The organism is Pseudomonas sp. SIMBA_068, from assembly GCF_046534705.1.
Lineage (GTDB): Bacteria > Pseudomonadota > Gammaproteobacteria > Pseudomonadales > Pseudomonadaceae > Aquipseudomonas > Aquipseudomonas putida.
Genome location: NZ_JAWRYI010000664.1, coordinates 1 through 266 on the forward strand (window position 1 = coordinate 1; position 266 = coordinate 266).

Genomic DNA, 266 nt, shown 5'->3' on the forward strand with positions numbered 1-266 from the left:
TCACATACCTTTTGATATCTCCCCGCCTTTGCAATATCAATCGATAAAAAGTCAGCTTGTCTTTTTTCAAAATAATACTGTGCAGCATTTAGGTGACGCTTGTAACAGTCTGCTAAGTAACTATCATCACTAATGTTTTCGAGAGATAAATTAGAAAAAACATCAAAGTAACACCGTTTTATATGAATATTAAAACCGCCATCTGTACGCGTTAAATTAGTATGCATACGTGTGAGTAATTGCCTAATGGATGGCAACCAAACATC

At 35.0% G+C, this 266-nt stretch carries 1 protein-coding gene; it reads right to left on the bottom strand.

The genetic code is table 11. The features are described from left to right. Nucleotides 1-266, bottom strand: a 266-nt coding sequence (locus SB756_RS30890) for a hypothetical protein (RefSeq protein ID WP_410913344.1), incomplete at both ends; no start/stop codon positions are given.